The 22,857-nt window shown below is 63.2% G+C and carries 23 protein-coding genes and 1 tRNA gene; 15 read left to right on the forward strand and 9 right to left on the reverse strand.

Translation table 11 applies throughout. The annotated features are described in order from the left end of the window. Window positions 1-28: 28 nt before the first annotated feature. The 5 genes from DK842_RS13695 to apbC all read right to left on the reverse strand — a co-directional run bounded on the left by DK842_RS13695 (window position 29) and on the right by apbC (window position 4,547). Entirely contained in the window at window positions 29-1,264 is a 1,236-nt protein-coding gene (locus DK842_RS13695; RefSeq protein WP_114061938.1) for a dicarboxylate/amino acid:cation symporter, read from the reverse strand. Window positions 1,265-1,722: 458 nt separating this feature from the next. Beyond that, complete coding sequence (locus tag DK842_RS13700; RefSeq protein WP_232538481.1) at window positions 1,723-2,001, reverse strand: barstar family protein; 279 nt, start codon at window positions 1,999-2,001, stop codon at window positions 1,723-1,725. After that, window positions 1,992-2,435 carry a ribonuclease domain-containing protein gene (locus tag DK842_RS13705; RefSeq protein WP_114061940.1) on the reverse strand — a complete coding sequence of 148 codons (444 nt, stop codon included), beginning with the start codon at window positions 2,433-2,435 and terminating at the stop codon, window positions 1,992-1,994. The genes DK842_RS13700 and DK842_RS13705 overlap by 10 nt, the downstream gene beginning before the upstream one ends. 172 nt (window positions 2,436-2,607) lie before the next feature. Further along, window positions 2,608-3,387, reverse strand: coding sequence for a glutamate racemase (gene murI, locus DK842_RS13710; RefSeq protein ID WP_114061941.1), 780 nt, complete (start codon window positions 3,385-3,387; stop codon window positions 2,608-2,610). 8 nt (window positions 3,388-3,395) lie between these two features. Further along, on the reverse strand, window positions 3,396-4,547 hold the full coding sequence (apbC, locus tag DK842_RS13715; RefSeq protein ID WP_114061942.1) for an iron-sulfur cluster carrier protein ApbC: 1,152 nt from the start codon (window positions 4,545-4,547) through the stop codon (window positions 3,396-3,398). Window positions 4,548-4,819: 272 nt separating this feature from the next. On the opposite strand from apbC, the gene DK842_RS13720 reads away from it, so the two are divergent. The 5 genes from DK842_RS13720 to DK842_RS13740 all read left to right on the forward strand — a co-directional run bounded on the left by DK842_RS13720 (window position 4,820) and on the right by DK842_RS13740 (window position 10,345). Beyond that, entirely contained in the window at window positions 4,820-6,079 is a 1,260-nt protein-coding gene (locus tag DK842_RS13720; RefSeq protein ID WP_114061943.1) for an MFS transporter, read from the forward strand. A gap of 153 nt (window positions 6,080-6,232) precedes the next feature. Then, a complete protein-coding gene (metG, locus tag DK842_RS13725) occupies window positions 6,233-8,293 on the forward strand; it encodes a methionine--tRNA ligase (protein ID WP_114061944.1) in 2,061 nt (686 codons plus the stop codon). 404 nt (window positions 8,294-8,697) lie between these two features. Beyond that, entirely contained in the window at window positions 8,698-8,883 is a 186-nt protein-coding gene (locus DK842_RS13730; RefSeq protein WP_114061945.1) for a hypothetical protein, read from the forward strand. 159 nt (window positions 8,884-9,042) lie between these two features. Beyond that, a complete protein-coding gene (locus DK842_RS13735; RefSeq protein WP_114061946.1) occupies window positions 9,043-9,666 on the forward strand; it encodes a VC0807 family protein in 624 nt (207 codons plus the stop codon). Between the two features lie 602 nt (window positions 9,667-10,268). Next, a tRNA-Met gene (locus DK842_RS13740) sits at window positions 10,269-10,345 on the forward strand. 264 nt (window positions 10,346-10,609) lie between these two features. Here the strand turns inward: DK842_RS13740 and DK842_RS13745 are convergent. Next, window positions 10,610-11,146 (reverse strand): GNAT family N-acetyltransferase, encoded by a 537-nt coding sequence (locus tag DK842_RS13745; RefSeq protein ID WP_114061947.1) that lies wholly within the window; start codon window positions 11,144-11,146, stop codon window positions 10,610-10,612. A gap of 62 nt (window positions 11,147-11,208) precedes the next feature. Beyond that, window positions 11,209-11,982: a peroxide stress protein YaaA gene (yaaA, locus tag DK842_RS13750; protein WP_114061948.1), complete on the reverse strand. Its 774-nt coding sequence runs from the start codon at window positions 11,980-11,982 to the stop codon at window positions 11,209-11,211. 110 nt (window positions 11,983-12,092) lie between these two features. Here yaaA and dtd point away from each other — a divergent pair, with 110 nt between their 5' ends. Both dtd and DK842_RS13760 read left to right on the forward strand, forming a co-directional pair. Then, window positions 12,093-12,545 carry a D-aminoacyl-tRNA deacylase gene (dtd, locus tag DK842_RS13755; RefSeq protein ID WP_114061949.1) on the forward strand — a complete coding sequence of 151 codons (453 nt, stop codon included), beginning with the start codon at window positions 12,093-12,095 and terminating at the stop codon, window positions 12,543-12,545. Between the two features lie 5 nt (window positions 12,546-12,550). Next, window positions 12,551-13,612, forward strand: a complete 1,062-nt coding sequence (locus tag DK842_RS13760) for an FUSC family protein (RefSeq protein ID WP_114061950.1) — start codon at window positions 12,551-12,553, stop codon at window positions 13,610-13,612. 56 nt (window positions 13,613-13,668) lie between these two features. Here the strand turns inward: DK842_RS13760 and DK842_RS13765 are convergent, their stop codons facing one another. Both DK842_RS13765 and gloB read right to left on the reverse strand, forming a co-directional pair. Further along, window positions 13,669-15,492: a lytic transglycosylase gene (locus DK842_RS13765; RefSeq protein WP_114061951.1), complete on the reverse strand. Its 1,824-nt coding sequence runs from the start codon at window positions 15,490-15,492 to the stop codon at window positions 13,669-13,671. Window positions 15,493-15,662: 170 nt separating this feature from the next. After that, window positions 15,663-16,430: a hydroxyacylglutathione hydrolase gene (gene gloB, locus DK842_RS13770; RefSeq protein WP_232538483.1), complete on the reverse strand. Its 768-nt coding sequence runs from the start codon at window positions 16,428-16,430 to the stop codon at window positions 15,663-15,665. 13 nt (window positions 16,431-16,443) lie between these two features. On the opposite strand from gloB, the gene DK842_RS13775 reads away from it, so the two are divergent. From DK842_RS13775 to ppx, 8 genes are all read left to right on the forward strand, one after another. After that, a complete protein-coding gene (locus tag DK842_RS13775; RefSeq protein WP_114061953.1) occupies window positions 16,444-17,208 on the forward strand; it encodes a class I SAM-dependent methyltransferase in 765 nt (254 codons plus the stop codon). Between the two features lie 10 nt (window positions 17,209-17,218). After that, complete coding sequence (gene rnhA, locus DK842_RS13780) at window positions 17,219-17,662, forward strand: ribonuclease HI (protein ID WP_114061954.1); 444 nt, start codon at window positions 17,219-17,221, stop codon at window positions 17,660-17,662. Window positions 17,663-17,714: 52 nt separating this feature from the next. After that, window positions 17,715-18,434: a DNA polymerase III subunit epsilon gene (gene dnaQ, locus DK842_RS13785; protein WP_114061955.1), complete on the forward strand. Its 720-nt coding sequence runs from the start codon at window positions 17,715-17,717 to the stop codon at window positions 18,432-18,434. 4 nt (window positions 18,435-18,438) lie between these two features. Continuing rightward, a complete protein-coding gene (ispD, locus tag DK842_RS13790) occupies window positions 18,439-19,125 on the forward strand; it encodes a 2-C-methyl-D-erythritol 4-phosphate cytidylyltransferase (RefSeq protein WP_114061956.1) in 687 nt (228 codons plus the stop codon). A 15-nt stretch (window positions 19,126-19,140) separates the two neighbouring features. Beyond that, the gene (gene ispF, locus DK842_RS13795) at window positions 19,141-19,617 is read left to right on the forward strand and encodes a 2-C-methyl-D-erythritol 2,4-cyclodiphosphate synthase (protein ID WP_114061957.1); all 477 of its coding nucleotides are present in this window, start codon (window positions 19,141-19,143) and stop codon (window positions 19,615-19,617) included. A 96-nt stretch (window positions 19,618-19,713) separates the two neighbouring features. Further along, complete coding sequence (gene rpiA / locus DK842_RS13800) at window positions 19,714-20,373, forward strand: ribose-5-phosphate isomerase RpiA (RefSeq protein WP_114061958.1); 660 nt, start codon at window positions 19,714-19,716, stop codon at window positions 20,371-20,373. 143 nt (window positions 20,374-20,516) lie between these two features. Next, complete coding sequence (gene phoU, locus DK842_RS13805) at window positions 20,517-21,221, forward strand: phosphate signaling complex protein PhoU (protein WP_114061959.1); 705 nt, start codon at window positions 20,517-20,519, stop codon at window positions 21,219-21,221. Between the two features lie 141 nt (window positions 21,222-21,362). Continuing rightward, window positions 21,363-22,856 (forward strand): exopolyphosphatase, encoded by a 1,494-nt coding sequence (gene ppx / locus DK842_RS13810; protein ID WP_232538681.1) that lies wholly within the window; start codon window positions 21,363-21,365, stop codon window positions 22,854-22,856. The last annotated feature ends 1 nt before the right edge of the window (window position 22,857 follow it).

Here is a 22,857-nt window from a genome sequence, read left to right on the forward strand (position 1 = left end):
GTGGCGTTTTGCATGAGGCTGAGCGGGATCAGTGGCGCTTCAATTCGCCTTCCCACTTGGCGACCACGGCGGTGGCGACGGAGTTGCCCACCACGTTGGTGGCGGAGCGGCCCATGTCCAGGAAGTGGTCGATGCCCAAGAGCAGCAGCAGGCCGGCCTCCGGGATGTTGAACTGCGCCAGGGTGGCGGCGATCACCACCAGCGACGCGCGCGGCACGCCGGCCATGCCTTTGGAGGTCAGCATCAGGATCAGCAGCATGGAGATTTCCTGGGCCAGCGTCAGGTCGATGCCGTAGGCCTGGGCGATGAAGATCACCGCGAAGGTGCAGTACATCATCGAGCCGTCCAGGTTGAACGAGTAGCCCATCGGCAGCACGAAGCTGGCGATCTTGTTGGACACGCCGAAGCGCTCCAGCTGTTCCAGCGTCTTCGGATAGGCGGCTTCGGAGCTGGCGGTGGTGAACGACAGCAGCAGCGGCTCTTTGATCATGCCCATCAGGTGCAGCAGACGCGGGCCGACGATCAGCACGCCGACGGCGATCAGCAGCGCCCACAGGATGCCGATGGAGAAGTAAAACTGCGCCATGAACTTGCCGTAGGTGCCGAGAATGGACAGGCCTTCCTTGGCGACGGTGGCGGCGATGGCGCCGAATACCGCCAGCGGAGCGAAGTTCATCACGTAGCTGGTGACTTTCAGCATCACGTGGGCGACGACGTCGATCACGTCGATCAGCGCCTTGGAGCGCTCGCCCAGAGCGGCCATCGCGCTGCCGAAGAACACCGAGAAAATCACGATCTGCAGGATTTCGTTGTTGGCCATCGCCTCGAACACGCTCTTGGGAATGGCGTGGGTGACGAAGTCCTTCAGCGAGATGGCGCCGGCCTTGATGCCGGATTCGGCGTGCATGTCCGGCAGCGGCAGATTCAGCGCCACGCCCGGCTTCAGGATATTGACCATGATCAGGCCCAGGGTCAGCGACGCCAGCGAGGCGCCGATGAACCAGCCCATGGTTTTGCCGCCGATGCGGCCCACCGACTTGGCGTCGCCCATCTTGGCGATGCCGACCACCAGCGTGGAGATCACCAAGGGCGCGATGATCATCTTGATCAGCCGCAGGAAGATGTCGGTAAGGATGGACATGCCGTCGACAAAGGTTTTGATCGCGGCGGCGTCGTCGCCGGCATGTTGACGGAAGAGGTAGCCGACCAGAATGCCCAGCAGCATCCCGACCAGGATCAAGGCCGTGAGTTTTTTAGACTTCATTCAGTTGTTCCTGCCTGTTCTTGAGACGTTTTCAAACGAGCGTCGCATTTTCATGACATGACATGCGGTCAATGGATGGGGTCATGTTTGCGTGCCGTGTGTCCGGCATGTTTCGCCATGTAGCGGCCGGGCTACTTTGTTGTTTTTAGCCCGTTTTCAGGGCCTTGTGCCTGTTGTTGTCCGACAGGAGCAGCCGGCTGAAGGTTAGCGATTATAGAGTGTTAGTACGAGGTTGTCTTGACGGGATTTCGACAATTGCAGTTCGAATTCGAATATTTTGCAATCATTTTAATAACTTAAGCATTTTATGATTCTTGGGGCGTGACGGGGGCATGGCTGGCCGTTTCCGGTCGCGCGTCATGCGTGTAGCGCGGCGACAACGAAAAAGCGCCGAGGCTCAGGCTTGGCCTGAGCGCGCGCGGCGCTTTCGGGCGGCGCCCCGTGGCCGGGGCGAGGCGTCAGTGGTGAATGTCCAGCGTCACGTCGCCGCGCTCTTCCGCCACGGTTTCGAGAATTTCCAGCACGGTGGCGTAAACATCGGCGCCCATGCCTTGCCTGGCTTCGGCGGTGTCGCGCCAGACCAGCTCGAAGGGGCCGGCCACGTCGTTGGCCAAGCAGTCGTACAGCGCGTCCAGATTGCGGCCGAAGCGGGCGGGGAGAAGCAACTGGGTCTGCAGCTCGTTGTAGAACTGTTCCAGGCTGCGTATGTGGCGCAGCTCGCACACTTTTACTGGCATGAGGGAACCTCGATGAAGCTATTGTAATGATCCACGGTGACGAAACGCTGGCCGTGGCGGCTGAATAGCAGCCGCTTGGCGCCGCGTTTGCCACCTTTATAGCTTAGATCGGCTTCCTGCCATTGGCCGGCAGGGAGCCGCTTTTCGTAATTGCCGAAGCGGTCGCCGCCCATGGATTTGCCTTGCAGCTCGGGCACGCTCCACAGGTTGACGCCTGGGCGCCAGCCCGAGCTTTGGGCTTGGCGCTTGGTGACGAATTTGTCCGGCAGGCGGCCGTCCAGATTGAGCTTGAGCAGCATGTCGCCCAGCTCGGCCGCGTCTAGCCGCATGCCGGCTTGCTGATTGACCTTGCCGGCGACGATGCGACAGGAGGGGGCGGCAAGGGCCGGCAGGCTGAATGCCGTCAGCGCGAGCCATAATAGTCTTGTTTTCATGGTTGAGACCTGGGCAAAGGATTGCCGTCCCATTTTAGCGGCGCGGCGCGCGCGGGAACAGCGTCCGCGGCCAGAAGGCATGAATCCGGCGCGGCGGCTGCCGCCTCGCGCCGGATTCTTGCTCGATAGGGCCGGCCAGGCGCGCATCGCGCCCCGTGAACGCGGCTGGCGCTCAATCCAGTAGTTGCGATTCCACCGGGAAGGGCTGGCCTATCAGTTGCGGCAGGCGCAGCGCCATGTCTGCTGCGTCTTCGGCGGTGGTGATGAAGCGGTAGTAATGATCCCCCTGGCTATCGCAGCCGTGCTGCTGGATCAGGTCCGCCGCGCGGCGGGCGATGGCCTCGGCCGGGTCGTACAGGCGGATGCCGTCGCCGATGATTTCCTGGATCAGCGGCGCGAGGAAGGGGTAGTGGGTACAGCCCAGCGCGATGTGGTCGATGTTCTCGGCCAGCAACGGCTCCACCACGCGGCGCACCAGCGCGCGGGTGCGCTCGCCGGCGAGTTCGCCGGCCTCCACCTGTTCCACCCAGCCGTGTCCGGCGCGGCGCAAGACTTCCACATCGCCGGCATGGGCGTCGAGCAGCGTTTTCACTCGCTCGCTGGCCAGTGTGTATTCGGTGGCCAGCACGGCGATGCGGCCGGTGCGGCTCATCGCCGCCGCCGGCTTGATGGCGGGCTCGATGCCGACGATGGGGAGAGACAGCTCGGCGCGCAGCGCGGCGATGGCGGCGGTGGTGGCGGTGTTGCAGGCCACTATCAGGATGGTGGCGCCCTGGCTGGCCAGGTAATGTCCCACCTTCAGCGCGCGGTCTATGATTTCCTCGCGGCTGCGCGGGCCGTAGGGGCAATAGGCCTGGTCGGCGAGATAGGTGATCGGCCAGGCGGGCAGGGCGGCGCGCACCGCGCGCCACACCGACAGCCCGCCCAGGCCGGAATCGTACATCGCTATCATATTGCCGCTCAGTTGTTCTGGATGACGATCTTGGGGAATTTGGCGGAGAAGTCCTGCGCCTTTTCGCCTACCTTCACCGCCACGCGGCGGGCGATGGCGCGGTACAGCTCGGCCGGCTTGCCTTCCGGGTCGGCGGCCACGCTGGGCTTGCCTTCGTCCACCGCCAGGCGGATGGCCAGGTCGAGCGGCAGCGAGCCCAACAGCTCCACGCCGAAGTCCTGCGCCATCTTGGCCGCGCCGCCCTCGCCGAAGATGTGTTCGGCGTGGCCGCAGTGGGAGCAGATGTGGATGGCCATGTTCTCCACCAGGCCCAGGATGGGCACGCCCACCTTCTGGAACATGGTGACGCCCTTGCGCGCGTCCAAGAGGGCGATGTCCTGTGGCGTGGTGACGATCAGCGCGCCGGTGACCGGCACTTTTTGCGACAGCGTCAGCTGCACGTCGCCGGTGCCCGGCGGCATATCGATGACCAGATAGTCCAAATCGTCCCAGCGGGTGTCGTTCAACAGCTGCTGCAGCGCCTGGCTGACCATCGGGCCGCGCCATACCATGGCCTGGTCGGCGTCCACCAGGTAGCCGATGGACATGGTCTGCACGCCGTGATTGGACAGTGGCGTCAGCTTGCCTTCGACCGATTCCGGACGCTGGCCCTGCAAGCCCATCATCAGCGGTTGCGACGGGCCGTAAATGTCCGCGTCCAACAGGCCGACGCGCGCGCCCTCTGCGGCCAGCGCCAGCGCCAGGTTGGCCGCGGTGGTGGATTTGCCGACGCCGCCCTTGCCGGAGGCGACGGCGATCACGTTCTTCACGCCGGGCAGCAGCGGCACGCCGCGCTGGGCGGAGTGGCTGGCGATCTGGCTGCTCACCGCCACCTTGACGGCGCGGCCTTCCGCCAATGGCGCCAGCGCCGCCTCGAACTGCTGGCGGACGGCGTCGAACTGGCTCTTGGCCGGGTAGGCCAGCACCACGTCCAGGCTGATCTCGGCGTCGCCGCACTTGAGGTTCTTGACGTTTTTGGCCGCTACGTAGCTTTTGCCGGTATTGGCGTCGATCAGCGGCTTCAGGATTTCGAGGATCTGGTTTTCGAGCTGTGCCATGGTTTCGTTCTGGGTGGCCCGGTCGGCTTGGCCGCCGAACAGGCGGGTGAGTTTGGAGAACATGCGAGGGTCCGGATGGATATTTCCGACAATTTTAATCGGATTTCGTCTCGGGCGCACCGCGCTCCGCGATGTCCGCATCTTACTCCTGCGGGCTCCCGTCGGTCAGGGAATTTATTGTGTATCAGGGCTTGGTTTATAAGTTTTTTTTGATAAAAGTCTTTGAAAAGCGTAGTATTACCGGTTCTTTACGCAATGCGCGACGCTTGCGTTCCAAGGCTCGGCCCCGTCAGGCCGCGGGCCCTGCTCTTTGATCGAAAGGCTTTCTCCGCTTTATGCAGTCCAAACACGCCAAGCTTACCTGGGCCAATCTGCTGTTCCCGCTGGCCCTGGTCCTGTTCGAATTCGCCGTCTACATCTGCAATGATATGGTCCAGCCCGCGATGCTGGCCGTGACCCGCGAGTTCCTGGTCGACGCCTCCTGGGCGCCGACGTCGATGACCGCCTTCCTGATTGGCGGCGCGCTGCTGCCGTGGCTGACCGGCCCGCTGTCCGACCGCATCGGCCGCCGTCCGGTGCTGCTGTTCGGCGTCGCTTATTTCACCGTCGCCTGCCTGGCCACCTATCTGGTCAGCTCGATCGAGGCCTTCATCGCGCTGCGTTTGCTGCAGGGCGTGGGCCTGTGCTTCATCAATGCGGTGGGCTACGCCTCGCTGCAGGAGTCGTTCGAGGAAACCGCCGCGGTGCGCGTCACCGCGCTGATGGCCAATGTGGCGCTGATCGCGCCGCTGGTCGGCCCGCTGGCCGGCGCTGCGCTGCTGGAACTGGCGCCGTGGCGCAGCGGCTTCCTGTTCATCGCCGGCCTGTCCTTCCTGGCCTTGATCGGCCTGTTCCTGCGGATGCCGGAAACCGTCGCGCCCAGCCATGAGAAGCTGCCGCTGTCCAGCATGGGCCGCGACTACCTGAAGGTGTTCGGCCACAACCGCTTCGTGCTGGCCGCGCTGTGCATTCCGCTGCTGGCGCTGCCGCTGATGGGCTGGATCGCGCTGTCGCCGGTGCTGCTGGTGCGCGACTTGCATATGAGCACCGTCGAATACGGCCTGATGCAGCTGCCGGTGTTCGGCGGCTTGATCGCCGGCAACCTGGCGCTGGCCGTGATCGCCGATCGCTGGCCGCTGGGCCGTTCCGCGCTGGTGGGCATGTGGCCCATCGTTGGCGGCCTGGCCGTGATGGTTGGCGGTGTGCTGTTTTCGTCGGTGCCGCAGTACTGGATGGTGGCCGGCATGAGCCTGATGGCCTTTGGCGAGGGCATGGCCTTTGGCGTGCTGTACCGCTTCGCGCTGATGTCCTGCGACCTGGCCGGCCGCGGCACCATCTCCGCCAGCATGAGCATGATCTCGATGGCCGGCTATGCGGTGGGCATCGAGCTGTTCCGCCAGGTGTACCAGGCTAGCGGCCTCACCGGTTTCGCGGTGCTGTCCTTGTGCTTCTCGCTGGCCTACGTGCTGCTGGGCCGCAAGATGGTGGGCGTTGCGATGGCCGAGCGCGCCGCGCCGGCCGAGCCTAAGGGCGAATGGGCGAATCAGGGCGCCTGAGCCGCCGTTTTCTCCGCCGCGAGCCCGGACGCCCAGCGTTCCGGGCTTGTGTTTTTTGTGCGCGGCAATAAGGGCGGCGCGGCGCGATGGCCGCCCGTCCGTTCTGTCTCTATAATCGATCGCTTGAGATTGCCTGATTAGGGAATGATTCGAATGACCAAACGCAAGATTCTGGTGACCAGCGCGCTGCCTTACGCCAACGCGGGGCTGCACCTGGGCCACATGCTGGAACAGATCCAGACCGACATCTGGGTGCGCTTCCAGAAGATGCGCGGACACGAGTGCTACTATGTGTGCGCCGACGATACCCACGGCGCCCCCATCATGCTGGCCGCCGAGAAGCGCGGCATCACGCCCGAGCAGCTGGTGAACGAAGTGCGCGAGCTGCACGTCGCCGATTCGCAGGGCTTCCTGATCGGCCACGACAACTACTACAGCACCAACAGCCCGGAAAACAAGGCGCTGGCGGAGCAGGTCTACCTGGCGCTGAAGGCCGACGACAAGATTGCCTGCCGCACCATCGAGCAGTTGTTCGACCCGGAAAAGCAGATGTTCCTGCCGGACCGCTTCGTCAAGGGCGAATGCCCGAAGTGTTCCGCCAAGGACCAGTACGGCGACAACTGCGAAGTGTGCGGCGCCACCTACGCGCCGACCGAGCTGAAGAACCCGTACTCGGCGGTGTCCGGCGCCAAGCCGGTGCTGAAGACCTCCGAACACTACTTCTTCCGCCTGGGCGATTGCGCCGACTTCCTGAAGGCCTGGACCAGCGGCTCCAGCCGCCGCGCCGACGGCGCCGTGCAGCCGCACCTGCAGCCGGAATCGCTGAACAAGATGAACGAGTGGATCGGCGGCGGCCTGCAGGACTGGGACATCAGCCGCGACGCGCCGTACTTCGGCTTCGAGATTCCGGGCGCGCCGGGCAAGTACTTCTATGTGTGGCTGGACGCGCCGATCGGCTACATGGCCAGCTTCAAGAATCTGTGCGAGCGCCTGAACCTGAATTTCGACGAGTGGTTCGCCAAGGACAGCCAGACCGAGATGTACCACTTCATCGGCAAGGACATCCTGTACTTCCACGCGCTGTTCTGGCCGGCGATGCTGAACTATTCCGGCCTGCGCGCGCCGACCGGCGTGTTCGCGCACGGCTTCCTGACCGTGGACGGACAGAAGATGTCCAAGTCGCGCGGCACCTTCATCCAGGCCAAGAGCTATCTGGATTGCGGCCTGAATCCGGAGTGGATGCGCTACTACATCGCCGCCAAGCTGAACGGCCGCATCGAGGACATCGACCTCAACCTGAACGACTTCGTCGCGCGGGTGAACTCGGACCTGGTGGGCAAGTTCGTCAACATCGCCAGCCGCTCCGCCGGCTTCATCGCCAAGCGTTTCGACGGCATGCTGGCCGCTCAGGTGTCCGATGGCGACATTCTGGTCAAGCTGCAGGCCGCGGCTGAAGAGCTGGCCGCCGCCTACGAGGCGCGCGAATACGCGAAGGCGCTGCGCGACGTGATGGCGCTTGCCGACGTGGTCAACGGCTACGTGGACGCCAACAAGCCGTGGGAGCTGGCCAAGCAGGAAGGCCAGGACGCGCGCCTGCAGGACGTCTGCACCGTGCTGGTCAACGCCTTCCGCCTGTTGGCCATCTACCTGAAGCCGGTGCTGCCGAAGCTGGCCGAAGGCGTGGAAGCCTTCCTGGACGTGGCGCCGCTGTCCTGGAGCGACGCGGAAACCCTGCTGTTGGGCAAAAAGATCAATGCCTACCAGCACCTGATGCAGCGCATCGACCCGGCGCTGATCGACAAATTGATAGAAGCGAACAAACAGAATATGCAAGCTACCCAAGACGCGCCGGCCGCAGCCGCGCACGAGCCGCTGGCCGAAACCATCAAGATCGACGACTTCGCCAAGGTGGACCTGCGCGTAGGCAAAGTGCTGGAGTGCAACTTCGTCGAAGGCTCGGACAAGCTGCTGCAGTTCAAGGTGGATCTGGGCTTCGAGACCCGCAATATCTTCTCCGGCATCCGCAAGGCTTACCAGGAGCCGGAAAAGCTGGTGGGCCGCCACGTGATCGTGGTCGCCAACCTGGCCGAGCGCAAGATGCGCTTCGGCGTGTCGCAGGGCATGATCGTCTGCGCGTCCGGCGTGGACGACAGTGAAGGCTTGTTCCTGCTGGACGTGGATGCCGGAGTGAAGCCCGGCATGCGCGTAGGCTGATGCTGCTGTCAGGTATTGATCTAGATCATGGCGGTTAAGTAGTATCACCAGGTATCTTGATGATGCTTGGTTATCTGAACCCTGGTTGCCATATTGGTAGCTGGGGTTCTTGTTTTAGGCGGGTGGCGGCTAGACTTGCCCTGACAACGCTTGTCAGGTTTACTGACGAAAGTCTTGCTGAAGCGGCGGGAGAACTGCTTTAGCATGGACGATTGGTCTGATGGAGCATCCCCTGTCTGAATGAGCGTGACGGCGGTTTTCGGTCACGGCGCTGTCATTCTTGCCTGCTAGATTGACGCAGGCGGCTGTTTGAACATGAGCTGGCTGGAACTTTTTCTGGCAGCTACGGACAAATAGCAAATATCCATCTGTTTTTTATCGAGAAAAAGAATAAGGATTGAATTATGAAAATCTCGCAACTGAAGCCAGGCTACAAAGTTTTCGAACATAAGGACTGCGGTGGCGTGGTCCATTATGAAGTGATCAGCGTACGCCAGGTTGGCAAGATGTTTGAAGTGACTTTCAAGTCGGCGCTGGGTTTGGCCAGCGCGATGTATCCGGCAAACGGATTCATTCAGGCCGCTGCCTGAGTCTTCCCGATTCAACCGATTGCCGGCTAGGTGTGTCGGCGTCAGAAAACCCCGCCTCGCGCGGGGTTTGGCTTTTCCGGCGGCGCCATGTTGGTTTACATTTCATTGACAATGGCATGATTGCCCGGCACCTTAACGTTTTCCCTCAGAGTGCTTCCCATGTCCCGACGCGTCTCTCTATTGGCGGAGTTAATCGTCAATTTCTTGTTGCCTTGGCTTTGCTATCGCTGGGGCAAGCCGCATTGGGGCGAGATGGGAGGTTTGCTGCTATCCGCCGCTCCGCCTATCGTCTGGAGCTTGTGGGAGCTCTGGAGAAATCGGCGCGTGGACGCCTTGAGCATGCTGGTATTGCTGGGCATCGCATTATCGTTGCTGGCGATGTTGTTGGGTGGCAGCGAAAAAATGATGCTGCTGCGGGAGTCGTTGTTGAGCGGTTTGTTTGGCGGGGCGTTTCTGTTGTCTCTGCTGTTTCCTCGCCCGCTGGTGTTTTATCTGGCTCGCGCCACGATAGAGCGACGAGAGGAGGGGGGGCGAGAGCGATGTGATCGGTTGTGGGGGCAGGCGGAGTTTCGGCGGGTGATTCGGTTTATGACGGCGATGTGGGGTGTGGGGCTTTTGGCCGAGATGGCGCTGCGCAGCTGGTTGGCTTGGCATTGGCCGGTAGAGCGTTCGCTGTTGCTATTGCCGTGGATCAGCTATGGTGTAATGGGCCTGCTGACGGCAGCTACTTGGTTGATGCGCAAGCGCTTGGCGCGCGCTATCCCGCGCGAGGCTGCGGGATAGCGCATTCGGCTAGCGTGCGGGGAGTGGTGGAATGACAGGCGGGCATTGTCGAAGGGGAAATCATGCAAGGAAGACCATGAGGCAATCCCGGATGCGGCGGCGCTAGCGCCTGTACTATGCCCGGCACTGGATCAGCAGGGCATGGCGTTCCGCAGCTTAAGACATAAAGAACTGGTATCTCATTGGCATTTTATATTTACTTGGTATAGACTTGAGCCAATTCTATAAAAAAAGAGGGCCGCGCTAGGCGGCCCGAAGTTCCGTGATGAACACTTAGGAGAACAGGCACCGCCATGACTGTTTGCGCTGGCAGTCGCATTCAGTTTGCAATACCTGTCAAAATGCACAGGCCGGTTGGCTCTCCACCAGGTTGGCAGACCTGAATGCAAAGCTGGCCGCCTTTGCTTACGCATCGGCGCCGACCACGATGTCAATGTAGCGGTTTTTTGTTGATCGCTTATGTTTTTGCTACTGGCATCTGTTAAAGATTATGAAGTGCGTCGGACGGCATGATGAAAATAAAAATTCATAAAACTATTGACGCGTGATGCGTGATGTCTTATAGTTCACTCCTCTGCACGAAACGCAGAGCAGAACACAGACGCGGGGTGGAGCAGTCTGGTAGCTCGTCGGGCTCATAACCCGAAGGTCGTAGGTTCGAATCCTGCCCCCGCAACCAATATCAAGAAGCCAACTTCACAAATGAAGTTGGCTTCTTGTATTTTTAGTCTTGGCGCGCGCCCGAATCCGGGATGGCATACGCAATTACATGCGTCGTCCGCTAGGCAGCGGGTCAGTTCGCTAGCGTTCGGGCTTCAACTCGCTTCTCTAGTTTTTGCCTGTCCTCCAGCTTGCTGGCCGGTTTATTGATGGCCGGATTGTCATTCTTATTTCGGAATTTCACTGGACTTCAATTCGTCCAGGAGTTCGATTTCATCGGTAGTCACGTGTCCTCCTTTTCATCGGCAGATGGCCGAGAGCCTATAGCTTGGCATAAGTCGCCAGCTGCGAAGCGGGTCAGGGCGGTACCGTCGATTCGATAGTAGATTTTGTCCTCGACGATGCTTGCGCCCTGACGGTGATAAAACGCCACCGCTTCGGCGTTGCCCCTTTCCGCCGTCCAATCCAATCGCGTGCAGCCAAGCACCAGCGCATGGCGGGCCAGTGCTTGCAGCAAGGCCTTGCCGGCGCCGCAGCCGCGGGCTTCGGGGATGGTGAACAAATCCTTCATGAACACTTGGCCGCCGTAGTCCGGCGCAGGGTAGAGCAGCGCAAATGTCGCCAGGCCTACGGCTTCCCGATTGCGCTCCGCCAGCATGACGCGCACGCCGCAATGCGGCTGGAACAGGTTGGCCGCGGCATAGCGGGCGGATGCCTCGCGGCTGGCTCGCGCCGGGCCGAAGTAATGCAGGTCTATCCGATAGAAGAGCTCTGCCAGGACGGCGGCGTCGTCTGGCGTGGCGAGGCGGGTGGAGATCATGTCAGGCGCCACTGCGCAAAAGACATGATCATAATGATGAAGGTATGCTTTGGCCAGAGCGCTCAGGCCGGCTCGCGGCGGAATACCCAATGGGTTTCGCTGGAGGCTGCGGGATCGAAAGCGTAGCCTTCGCTATCGAAGCCGCGTAGTTGCTCCGGATCGACGACGCCGCGCTCGGCGGCCCAGCGCGCCATCAGGCCTCGCGCGCGCTTGGCGTAGAAGCTGATGATCTTGTACTGGCCGTTTTTCTTGTCCTGGAACACCGGGGTCACGATTGCGGCGTTCAGCGCTTTCGGCTTCACCGACTTGAAGTACTCGTCGGAGGCCAGGTTGACCAGCGCGCGTTGGTCCAGCGCTTCCAGCTGTTCGTTCAACTTGGCTGTGACGGTTTCCCCCCAGAATTCATACAGATTCTTGCCGCGGGCATTGGCCAGGCGAGTTCCCATTTCCAGCCGGTACGCCTGCATCAGGTCCAGCGGCCGCAACACGCCGTACAGTCCGGAGAGGATGCGCAGACGGTCTTGCAGGTAGTTGATGGCCGGGCGCGGCAGGCTGGCGGCGTCCAAGCCTTCATAGACATCGCCCATGAAGGCGTAAACTGCCTGCTTGGCGTTGCCGGGAGTGAATGGGCGCTGCCAGTCGGCGTAGCGGCCGACGTTGAGATTGGCCAGCGCATCGCTGATCGACATCATTTGGGAGATGTCCAGCGGGCTCTTTTGGCGGAGAACGTCTATCAGCTCCGCGCTATGGTCCAGCAGGTCCGGCTGGCTGTATTGGTCGACGGCGGGCGGTGTTTGGTAGTCCAGCGTTTTGGCCGGCGAGATGACCATCAACATGCGGCGATTCCTTTCCTTGAACAGGCGCTATTGTACCGAAGCGCGGCGGCTCGCGCCCGCGCAGGCGGATTGGATAGAATGAAGCCAGTCTTACGATGAGGAACATTCGAATGCGGGTATTGGTGCAAAGGGTCAGCCAGGCAGCGGTGACAGTGGAGGGCGTGGTCAGTGGGGAGATCGGCGCGGGCGCGTTGCTGCTGGTGGGCGTGGAGGAGGCGGATGGGCCGGACGACATCGCCTGGCTGGTGCGCAAGATCAGCCAGTTGCGCATCTTCAACGATGAGGCCGGGGTGATGAACCGCAGCCTGCTGGATTGTGGAGGCGAGGCGCTGGCCGTCAGCCAGTTCACGCTGCACGCCAGCGTGAAGAAGGGCAACCGGCCATCGTATTCGCGGGCCGCGCGCGGCGAGATCTCGCAGCCCGTATTCGAGCGCTTCGTGGCTGAGCTGGCGGCCGCATTGGGCAAACCCGTTCCGACGGGCGTGTTCGGCGCGGACATGCGGGTCAGCCTGGTCAACGACGGCCCGGTCACCATCTGGCTGGACAGCAAGAATCCGGAGTAAGCGGCATGTCTGGAAAATGGCAACATCCCTGGCGGGTTCTGGTGGTGCCTTACTATTTGAACCGCTATGCGCGCCAGGTGCATGTGTTGAGAGTGGCGTCGGCTTTTCTCGCCGGCTTGATGCTGGTGTTGGCCAGCCGCATTCCGCATGGCGGCTGGGCGCTGGTGACGATCTTGATCGTGCTGGGCGGGGCGCCGCACTGGGGTGGTGTGAGGCGCAAGGCGATGGAACGCATGGGTGGCTCGCTGCTGGGCGCGCTGGCTGGCTTGGCCGCCATCGTTTTGCACGGGGCCTCTCCTTGGCTGTGTTATGCCTGGATGCTGGCTGTGGTGGCGCTCAGTAGCTGGCACGCGCAAGGAAGGGGCGGTTATCTGGCGTTGCTGACTGGGATCACGCTGGTGATCGTAGGCGGGGTGGGCGACGAGCCGATCAACGAGGCATTGTGGCGCAGCTGCAATGTGCTGATCGGCTCGCTGATCGGCATGGCAGCCGCCGCGACGTTGCCATTGCGGGCGCTGGATAGCTGGCGTTTTTTGCTGGCGGACAATCTGCGCGAGGCTGCCATGTTGTACAACCGCATCGCGCGGCGCTTGCCGGTGGACGGCGACGCGGCGCTGGATCAGTTCAATGCTCGACTGATCCGTCTGCGAGGCCTTTTGGCATCGGTCACCCAGGAGTCCGCTTTGACTCACCGCGAGTTGGACCAAGTGCAGCGTTGTCAGCGCGGCATCTGGACTTTGCTGGACCGGATGGGCGAGGTGTCGGCCAGCACGCCGGCTTTGGCCGAGGACGCTTCTCCGCGGCGAGCCATCGTTCGCACGCTGCTGCGCGCTTCCCATGCATTGCGCTTCAACCAGCCGCAGTTGCTGGCAGAGTCGCTGCCGGCGGCGGACAACCCGGCGCGCATGCGCGAGCCGACGCATTGCCACTGGCTGGTCGCGGAGCTGTCTCTAACTGTGGAGGATTTGAGGACGCAACTGCACGCCATCCTGCCGCGTTTGATTGAAGCGCCTCCGCCTGCTCGCGGCCTGGTGAGGGCGATGCGCGACGGCGGCCGGCGGCGCTGACCGAACAAAGAAGCGACCCGACGAGTGCCGGGCCATTTTCGTATGCTGGGAGTTGATTACAGGCCGACGATCTTGACTTTTTGGCCCGGTTGCAAATGGCTGGTCTGGCGTCCGCCGTTCACCTGCTGGATGTCGTGGTGGGTCACCCCGAAGCGGCGGGCGATGCTGAACAGGGTATCGCCGCGGCGAACCACGTATTCGGTGCTGTGGCGGGGCTGAGTGGCGGCGGGGCGGCGCTCGGCGACCTGAACCAGCGCAGAATCGGCGTTGCCGCCATCGCTCGCGGTGGCAATCGCATCCGCAGAGGAGTCGGCTTTCAGCCTCAGTTTCTGGCCTACCTGAACCAGATTGCCATCCAGCTGATTCAGAGATTTCAGATCGCTGACGCTGAGATTGCTGCGGCGGGCGATGCTGAACAGCGTGTCGCCGCTGGCGACGGTGTAGCTGCCCAAGTCTCGGGTAGCCAGCGACTTGGCTGCGGCGCCGTCTTCTCCTGGCGCGGTAGCGCTGGCAAGCAGCACGGCTTGGCGAGCGGCGAGGCCTGCGTCGGCCAAGGGTTGGGAGGCTGCCGGAGCCGGCGGGGCCGCAGAGGCGATTGGTTGCGGGGCTTGAGCTGGGGCCTGGGCGATCTGGACAACGGAGGCTTGCGGCGCGGTGGACTGGGAGGGCGCTTCCGCCTGGGCGATCATGGTGGCGCCTGCGCTTGCCGGGGCGTCGCCTATCGGCGTATCTACCGATTCGACCGGCTGACCATCGTTCAGCGGCTTGTTCATCGCCACCAGCACAGGCTGGCCAGCCTTCAGAGTGCCGCCGCCTATGCGATTGGCCGCAATCAGCTGGCTGGTGCTCATGCCATGCTGGTTGGCGATTTCGCTGGCGCTCTCGTCACCCTTGGGAATATAGACTTCCCAGGTCAGCAAGGGCTTGTCCCACTTGTTCAGGTTGGCTTCGAATCTATCCACCTTGGACGCGGGCAGCAGCATCTGGCGCCCGGCCTTATAGGCGAAGACCGGCAGGTTGAACGCGGGGTTCAGCTCCTTGAACTCGGACACGGAGATGCCGGCCAGTTTGGCGGCGATGTCGATATTCATGTGCTTGCCGGTGCTGACGGCCACGAAGTAGGGCTTGTTGGGGAACTTGTCCAGATGGACGCCGAAGCGCTCCGGATGTTCCAGAATATTACGAACCGCCAGCAGCTTGGGCACGTAGTTGCGCGTCTCGTTGGGCAGGCGGATGTTTTCGTAGGTGGGTTCCAAGCCGCTGGCCTGGGCCTTGGCGATGGCTCGGGACAGATTGCCTTCGCCCCAGTTGTAGGCGGCCAAGGCCAGGTTCCAGTCGCCGAACTGAGCGTACAGGTTCTGCAGGTAATCGAGCGCGGCGCGGGTGGCGTCGGTCACGTCGCGGCGGCCGTCGTACCACCAGGTCTGTTCCAGCCCGTAGTGTCGGCCGGTGGCGGGCATGAATTGCCACAGCCCGGCGGCGCCGACGCGCGAATTGGCAGTGGGCACGAAGGCGCTCTCCACCATCGGCAGCAGTGCGATCTCCGTCGGCATGCCGCGGCGTTCGACTTCGTTCATGATGTGGAACAGGTATTTCCGGCTACGGTCCAGCGTGCGTTTGAAGTATTCGGGGCGGCTGGCGTAAAGGCGTTCCTGGCGGCGAACCACGTCGGCATTGACTTCGTCCAGCTGAAACCCTTCCCGCGCGCGCTTCCACACATCGTCGCCGTTGCGCAGCAGACTGGAGTTCAGCAGCATCATGTCGAGGCCGGCGGCCATCGCTTCGTCGACGCCGGACGAAGGCGTTGGGGCCGCCTGGGCCGACGATGCGAAAAGCAATGCGAGCGACACGGCGAGTGTCAATGGAGTGAAGCGTTTCATTCAGACGGGCCCGTAATTCTGATTCCGGCTGATGCTAAACATGCGCCAGGGGGGTGTCAATCGAAAAAGGCAAACCATTTCATGCGCTTTTATTGCTTATAGCTCATTTCACCAGCAAGTGAAGGGCTTTGCGAAAGCACCTCGGAAACTTACGTATCTCGCATGCCTTTTCAGCGAAAATCGTTCTTCCATTCCCTCAGCCGCGCGAAACAGGCTTCCTCGCTGTCTCCCGATTTGCCGCCGCGCGGTTCCAGCGTTTTTCGCAATGCAGGCTCGCCGCTGCGCAGGAAGGGATTGCTGGCGGTTTCCAGCGCGATGGTGCTCGGCAGAGTCGGCAGTCCGCGCTGGCGCAGCGCGCTATCCCGGCTCAGGCGCATCGCGAGTATCGGATTATGCTGATCGGCGGCCAACGCGAAGCGCAGGTTGGAAAGCGTGTATTCGTGAGCCGGGTAAACCTTGGTTTGCGGCGGCAATCTGGCCAGTTTTTTCAGAGAGGCCAGCATCTGCCACGGGGTGCCTTCGAATACCCTGCCGCAGCCCGCCGCGAACAGCGTGTCGCCGCAAAACAGCACGTCTTCTATCAGGTATGCAAGGTGATCGAGCGTGTGGCCCGGCACTTCCAGTACGCTGGCTTGTCCCATGCCGAGCGCGATGACATCGCCTTCGCGTACGGGGTGGCTGATGCCGGGGATGCCTGCCGGTCCGTAGACGGGTGTGTCCGGCCAGACTTGCAGCAGTTCCGTCAGCCCGCCGCAATGGTCGGCGTGGTGATGGGTGATCAAGATGGCTTCCAGCGCCAGTTTTTCCGACTCCAGATGGCGCAGCAACGGCGCGGCGTCGCCGGGGTCCACGGCGACTGCGCGAGCGTCCTGGCTCAAAACCCAGATATAATTGTCTGAGAATGCCCCCACGGGGGCGATGCTAAACGTGGCTGCCATAAGGCTTTTCTCCATGAAAAATTCGTTTGGCGCCTGGCTGACCGGCACCGAGCTCGGGCGTTATCTGCTGGAGCGGGAGCAGGACTATTTCGAACGCGCGGTGACAGACGCCTTCGGTTACCACGCGGTGCAGGTCGGCGTTCCGGAAATGGATTGCCTGCGCGGCAACCGCATCCCCTGGCAATGCAAGGCCGCGGAGGCCGGAGCGGTGGACGTGCGCTGCGATCCGGCTTTTTTGCCGTTCGAAACCCGAAGTCTGGATCTGCTGGTGATGCCCCATGTGCTGGATTTTACCACCCAGCCGCACCAGGTATTGCGCGAAGCGGATCGTGTGCTGATGCCGGAGGGCCGGCTGGTCTTGACAGGCTTCAACCCGCTGTCGCTATGGGGCGTGCGCCGTCTGATCCAGGGGAAAGAGTCGGCGCCGTGGAACGGCAACTTCTTCACCCAGTTGCGAATCAAGGACTGGCTGGCGTTGTTGGACCTGGAGCTGGATGACGGCGCCTTCATCGGCTACGCGCCGCCTTTCGCCCGGCAGGACTGGCTGGCACGCTGCGACTTCCTCGAGGATGCCGGCGAGCGCTGGTGGCCGCTGGCCGGCGGCGTGTATGGCATCGAAGCGGTCAAGCGCCAGCGCGGCATGCGGCTGATCACACCCAACTGGAAGCAGCCGGTCAAGAAGAAGGGCGCGTTGGGCGTGGTGGCGGGCAATGAGCGGCAGCGCGCGCACAGGAAGACGGAAACAACCGAGCGGGACGGCGTATCGTCCTGCCAATAAATGAGACAGCATGACGACAGAAGACAAGGTCGAGATTTACACCGATGGCGCTTGCAAGGGCAACCCCGGTCCCGGAGGCTGGGGCGCTTTGCTGCGTTACAAGGGCAAGGAAAAGGAACTGTTCGGCGGCGAGCGAGGCACCACCAACAACCGCATGGAAATCATGGCGGTAATCCGGGGCCTGGGGGCGTTGAACCGGCCGTGCCGGGTGGTGGTCTACACCGACTCCCAGTATGTGCAAAAAGGCATTTCCGAATGGATACACGGCTGGAAGGCGCGCGGCTGGAAAACCGCGGCCAAGGAGCCGGTGAAGAACGCCGACCTGTGGCAGGAACTGGACGCCGCGCGCAATCGCCATCTGGATGTGGAGTGGCGTTGGGTCAAGGGCCACTCTGGCCACGAATTCAACGAGAGAGCCGATCAACTCGCCAACAAGGGCGTGGAGTCGGTCTGACCAGAAGACACGCCGCGGCGCCGACGATTCGGCTTCGCGGGCAGGACGCAGCATGAGACAAATTATCCTCGATACCGAAACCACCGGTCTCGATCCGCAGCAGGGCCATCGCATCATCGAATTCGCCGGCCTGGAAATGGTCGGCCGCAAGCTGACCGGCAAGCACCTTCATCTATATATACATCCGCAGCGCGCGATCGACCCCGAGGCGCAGCGCGTGCACGGGATCTCGCTGGAGTTTCTGGAGGGCAAGCCGGCGTTCGCCGCGGTGGGGCGGGAGATCGCCGATTTCCTGCGCGACGCCGAGCTGATCATCCACAACGCGCCGTTCGACGTCGGCTTCCTCAACGCCGAGTTCGCCAAGGTGGGCATCGAGCCGGTGGGCCAGCTGTGCGCCAACGTGATCGACACGCTGGCCGAGGCGCGCGACATGTTCCCCGGCAAGCGCAACAGTCTGGACGCGCTGTGCGACCGTTTCGAGATCGACCGCTCCAACCGGACGCTGCACGGCGCGCTGGTGGACTGCGAGTTGCTGTCCGAAGTCTACTTGTGGATGACGCGCGGCCAGGAAAGCCTGGCGATGGACATCGAGGTGGAGCTGCCCGGCGGCGACGCCGGCGCCATCCAGTTCGAACGCAAGCCGCTGAAGGTGCTGGGCGCGAACGAGGCCGAAGAGGCCGAGCACCGGGCGTATCTCGACGCGCTGGACAAGACGGTGAAGGGCGCCTGCGTGTGGCGCGTCCTGGAACAAGCCGCGCAGGCGGAGGGCTGAGGCGATGGCCAGAATGATAGCGCTGGTGCCGGCAGCCGGCACCGGCAGCCGTTTCGGCGCGCCCAGCCCCAAGCAATACCTGCAATTGAACGGCAAGCCGCTGATGTGGCACACGCTGGCCGCGCTGGCGGCGACGCCGGGCGTGGACGAGGTGGCGGTGGTGATTTCGCCGCAGGACGAGTGGTTCGACGATTTCGATTGGGATCTGCCCAAATTGTCGGTCCACCGCGTCGGCGGCTCCTGCCGCGCCGAAAGCGTGGCCAATGGCCTGGGGGCGCTGGCGTGCGAGGCGGAGGACTGGGTGCTGGTGCACGACGCCGCGCGCTGTTGCGTGCCGGTGGCCGCGGTGGAGCGGCTGATCGCCGCGCTGGCCGGCCACGAGGTGGGCGGGCTGCTGGCGCTGCCGGTGCCCGACACCGTCAAACGCGCCGACGCCGACGGTCAGGTCGCGGTCACCGTGCCGCGCAAGGGGTTGTGGCTGGCGCAGACGCCGCAGATGTTCCGCGCCGGCCTGCTGGCCAAGGCGCTGCTGGGCATGGCGGCCGAAGACATCACCGACGAGGCGTCCGCGATCGAGCGCTTGGGGCTGAAGCCCTTGCTGGTTGAGGGCGACGCCCAGAACTTCAAGGTCACTTATCCGCGCGACCTGGCGCTGGCACGCGCCATCCTGGCCGCGCGCGAAGAACGCTGAAAGACAAGGAATCCTATGTTTCGCATCGGACAAGGCTATGACGTGCACCAGCTGGTGGAAGGCCGGCCGCTGATTCTGGGCGGGGTGGACGTCCCGCACGACAAGGGCCTGCTCGGCCATTCCGACGCCGACGCGCTGCTGCACGCGATCACCGACGCCTTGCTGGGCGCGGCCGCGCTGGGCGACATCGGCCGCCACTTCCCGGACACCGCGGCCGAATTCAAGGGCGCGGACAGCCGCGCGTTGCTGCGCGAGGCGGCGGCGCGGGTGCGGGCCGCCGGCTGGCGGCCGGTCAATGTGGACAGCACGTTGATCGCGCAGCGGCCTAAATTGGCGCCGCACATCGACGCGATGCGCGCCAACATCGCCGCCGACCTGGGCCTGGACGTCGGCGCGGTCAACGTCAAGGGCAAGACCAACGAGAAGCTGGGCTATCTGGGCCGCTGCGAGGCGATAGAGGCGCAGGCCGTCTGCCTGCTGATGCCGGCCTAGCGCCCTGGGCATGCCGGTTCGGCACGCTTGTGGGATAATCGCGCATCATCGCCCATGCCGGCCATGGGCGGCACAACACCAACAGGAGGCCTCATCATGCTGACTCAGGATCAACTGAAACTCGCCGTCGCCAAGAAAGCGCTGGAATTCGTACCGGAAGACGCCGTCATCGGGGTGGGCACCGGCAGCACCGTCAACCTGTTCATCGAAGAGCTGGCCGGCATCAAGGGCCGCATCAAGGGCGCGGTGTCCAGCTCCGAGGCCTCCACAGCCCGGCTGAAGGCGCACCATATTCCGGTGTTCGACCTGAACGAAGTGGAAAAGCTGCCGATCTACGTCGACGGCGCCGACGAGATCAACCACCACCTGCACATGATCAAGGGCGGCGGCGCGGCGCTGACGCGCGAGAAGATCGTCGCCGGCGTGGCCGACGAATTTATTTGCATCGCCGACGAAAAGAAGTACGTGGCCATGCTGGGCGCCTTCCCGCTGCCGATCGAGGTGATTCCGATGGCGCGCAGCTACGTCGCCCGCGAACTGGTGCGTTTGGGCGGCCATCCGGAACTGCGCCAGGGCGTGACCACCGACAACGGCAACGTGATCATCGACGTGCACGGCCTGCAGATCATGAAGCCGGTGGAGCTGGAGGAAACCATCAACCACATCGCCGGCGTCGTCACTTGCGGCCTGTTCGCCCGCCGCCGCGCCGACGTGCTGCTGCTGGGCAAGCAGGACGGGGTGGACGTGCTGCGCTAAGCGTTGCCGGAAGCATCTTGAAGCCGCGCCGCGGCCGGATGGCGCATTCGGCCCGCGGCGCGCGGGGCGGAAAGATGGCATGTCACGCGGCTGTCATCTGACTGTCTTACAATCCACCATTTTCGCAAGACCCCGAGGCAAACATGGCAGAACACATTTCCAAGCAGTTCGATCTGGAACTGGAAACCATCCGGACCCGTGTGCTGCAGATGGGCGGCCTGGTGGAGCAGCAAATCCTGTCCGCCATCGATGCCCTGATGGCCGGCGACGTGCCGCGCCTGGACAAGGTGATGGCCGAGGACGCGCTGGTCAACGCGATGGAAGTGGGCATCGACGACGACTGCCTGCACATCATCGCCCGCCGCCAGCCGGCGGCCAGCGACCTGCGCATCGTCTTCACCGTGATCAAGATCATCACCGATCTGGAACGCATCGGCGACGAGGCCTCCAAGATCGCGCGCATGGGCAAGACCATCCACCAGTCCGAGCGCTTCCAGATGCCGCGCTTCCGCGAGATCGAGAAGATGGCCGACGCGGCGCTGGCGATGCTGCGCCGCGCGCTGGATGCCTTCGCCCGGCTGGACACCAGCGCCGCGCTGGAGCTGGCCGAGGAAGACCAGTTGCTGGACGAAAACTTCGCGTCCGAACTGCGCCAACTGATCACCTTCATGATGGAGGACCCCCGCACCATCAGCATGTCCATCGACACCCTGTTCATCTCCAAGGCGATCGAACGGATCGGCGACCACGCCAAGAACATCTCCGAATACGTGGTGTACCTGGTCAAGGGCAAGGACATCCGCCACACCACGCTGGAAGACATCAAGCGCGAAACCATGGGGCGCTGAGCGGCGCGGTCCGGACATGACGCTGAGCGCAAAATGGCGGTAACATCTCGCGGTTACCGCCATTTTGCTTGCCGGGCGCGCCGGGCGTTGTTCGCTCCGCTGCGGCCCCGCGGGCGCAACCGAACAAGAAAAGGGGTGTCCTTGACACACGCCGCGCCCCCGCACACCGTGCTGGCCACCATCGATCTGGGTTCCAACAGCTTCCGGCTGCAAGTGTCCCGCGTGGTGGACGACCAGCTGTACGCCCTGGACGTGATGAAAGAAACCGTGCGCCTGGGCGCCGGCCTCACCGCCGACAAACACCTGAACGACGACACCCAGGAGCGCGCGCTGGCCTGCCTCGCCCGCTTCGGCGAGCGCTTGCGCGGCTTCGTGCCGGCCCAGGTGCGGGTGGTGGGCACCAATACCTTGCGCGTGGCCAAAAACGCGCCGTCCTTCATCGCCGAGGCCGAGGAGCGCCTGGGTTTTCCGATCGAAGTGATCGCCGGCCGCGAAGAGGCCCGTCTGATCTATCTGGGCGCCGCCCACTCGCTGCCGGACACCAAAGAGCGCCGGATGGTGGTGGATATCGGCGGCGGCTCCACCGAGTTCATCATCGGCAGCCATTACAAGGCGCTGGTCACCGAGAGCCTGCCGCTGGGCTGCGTCAGCTACACGCTGCGCTTCTTTCCGGACGGCAAGCTGACCCGCGCCAACTTCCGCGACGCCACGCTGGCCGCGCGCAATGAGATCCAGCGCATCCGCCACGAATACCGCCCCAGCGAATGGCAGCTCGCCGTCGGCACCTCCGGCACCGCGCGCTCGCTGCGCGACGTGCTGGAAATCAACGACTGGAGCCGGGCCGACATCACGCTGGCCGGCATGGAGCAACTGCGCGAGGTGCTGATCAAGCAGGGCAGCATAGACGCGGTCAAGGTCAACGGCCTCAAGGCCGATCGCGCGCCGGTGCTGGCCGGCGGCCTCGCCATCATGATCGCGGTGTTCGAGGAGCTGGAAGTCGAGAAGATGATCGTCACCGAGGGCGCGCTGCGCGACGGCGTGCTGTACGATCTCCTGGGCCGCCAGCGCGAGAAGGACATGCGCGACAGCACTGTCGCGCTATTCAAGCGCCGCTACCATGCCGACACTCAGCAGGCGGAGCGCGTCAACCAGCTGGCCGAGCGCTTATACCGGATGCTGGCCGGCGAGGACGTCGACCAGGACATGCTCAAGCGCCTGTCGTGGGCGGCCAAGCTGCACGAGATCGGTCTGACCATCGCCCACACCGCTTACCACAAGCATTCCGCCTATATTCTGCAAAACGCCGACATGCCCGGTTTTTCCAAGCGCGAACAGGCGACGCTGGCCGCCATCGTATTGGGCCACCGCGGCGACATGGGCAAGATGGCGCAATACATCAGCCAGCCCGCGCTGTGGCAGGCGGTGGTGGCGCTGCGCCTCGCGGTGCTGTTTTATCGCAGCCGCATCAACGCCGCGCTGCCGGCCGAGCTGGACCTGCGGCAGCACGCGCGCGGCTTCACGCTGTCGCTGAGCGGGGACTGGCTGGAAGCCAATCCGCTGTCGGCCAGCAGCTTCCGCCAGGAAGTGGGCCAGTGGAAGAACGTAGGCTTCCAGCTGGACATCGTGCAAAAGTGAC

This window comes from Chromobacterium phragmitis, assembly GCF_003325475.1.
GTDB classification, from domain to species: domain Bacteria; phylum Pseudomonadota; class Gammaproteobacteria; order Burkholderiales; family Chromobacteriaceae; genus Chromobacterium; species Chromobacterium phragmitis.